Origin of the sequence: Flavobacterium aureirubrum, assembly GCF_038739835.1 — a bacterium.
Lineage (GTDB): Bacteria > Bacteroidota > Bacteroidia > Flavobacteriales > Flavobacteriaceae > Flavobacterium > Flavobacterium aureirubrum.
Genome location: NZ_JBCGDO010000069.1, coordinates 1 through 1,411 on the forward strand (window position 1 = coordinate 1; position 1,411 = coordinate 1,411).

Genomic DNA, 1,411 nt, shown 5'->3' on the forward strand with positions numbered 1-1,411 from the left:
TGGTATATCCATAAAAGTTATTACTTTTAGAATGATTTATTAACATGAAGAGCCGTATGAAGGGAGACTTTCACGTACGGTTCTGTGGGAAGGCAAGGGTGCGATTCCCTTGCCTGACCCGATTAGCTGCAAGGCGTAAACCCGTAAAACGAGAAATTATGAGCATCAAAGATATTTTTGAAATAAAAAAGCTTCCATCGGTGTTTTTTCTGGTAATTGCTGTAGTTGGAACTTTTGTTTTTTATGGAGGTAATTATGTGTTAATTAAAGCCGACCCGAAAACAACTGTCGGATTTTATGCTTATATAATTTGGTTATTAGGTTGTGGGTTACTCATCACAAATATTATTAAATTCATAATTACTCAAATTCGAGTATTCTATTTGACAATTCAACTAAAAAAAGAGTACAGAAAAACACTTGAAAATTTAGATGCTCATGAAATTTCTGTCATTAGAGAATTCTTCATTCAAAATCGACACGCTTTGGATTTTCCTTTCGACCATCCTGTCATTACAGGATTGATTAGTAAGGACGTGCTCTTTATAACATCATCTCTTGGCCCTAATAGCTTTATGATTAATGGTAAAAAGACAACTTTCACAATGAACAAATACATGCGTTCTGTAATAAATCCAAATGAATATTTTGGGTTAAATAAAATGACGCAAGAACAAATTGAACAAAGCAGACCGCATTTTCTTGAGAAAGGAATTTGGAATTACTAATTCGCCCAGCAGCTAACAGCCGCTAGCCGCTATGGCTCGAATGTGCTAGTTCGGTGTTTGGTTTACACGAAAAACGTTTATCTTAGTAAGAAAAAATCGTTTCGCTTTGACCGCCACAGTCGGCTAGCGGCGGAACGTCAGGCTGTGAATAAACCCTCTTTTCTCTACTGTTTTACTTTTTAAAACTGCTTTAAACGAGTTTTAAGCCATGCTGATTTTTGATTTGCTTTGACTGGTTTTAAAAAGAATTGTGGCTAAAAACAGTTTTATATAGGTCGTTTTTATCAAAAACAAGACCTTTCTCTTGTAAGGTGAGTTCCAACTCTTGAGTTTGGCTATCAAATCGGGGACACCAAGGATGTTGATGCTGCGTTTGATGTTGTAGACTAGCATGATCAAACTGTGTTCGCCATTTACTTTTTCTAATCCTATTAAATCGGTGTAGTTGTATCCCCATTTTCGCTTTATGGTGCCAAAAATGTGCTCATTAATTTCTTGCCTCTTTCGGTACAGTTGTGGGTTGGCTTGGTAGCGCTGGTGATTTTCTTCTACGGCGTCGGCATATTGGCTTCGATCAATCTCTCGTCCTCCTTTTCTACTGGTGCATTGGTCTTTTACTGGGCAGGTTTTGCAGGCTGGTGTTCGGTATTTTTGGTACATATAACCGCTTTCTTCGGTGCGAC

2 protein-coding genes are annotated in these 1,411 nt (G+C 37.6%); one reads left to right on the forward strand and one right to left on the reverse strand.

Going from position 1 to position 1,411, the window contains the following annotated elements; translation table 11 throughout:
- The first annotated feature begins 158 nt into the window (after window positions 1-158).
- The gene (locus WFZ85_RS15940) at window positions 159-728 is read left to right on the forward strand and encodes a super-infection exclusion protein B (protein ID WP_342697243.1); all 570 of its coding nucleotides are present in this window, start codon (window positions 159-161) and stop codon (window positions 726-728) included.
- Window positions 729-929: 201 nt separating this feature from the next.
- On the opposite strand, the gene WFZ85_RS15945 is transcribed toward WFZ85_RS15940, so the two are convergent.
- Window positions 930-1,411, reverse strand: a 482-nt coding sequence (locus WFZ85_RS15945) for a transposase (RefSeq protein ID WP_342697244.1), incomplete at its 5' end; no start/stop codon positions are given.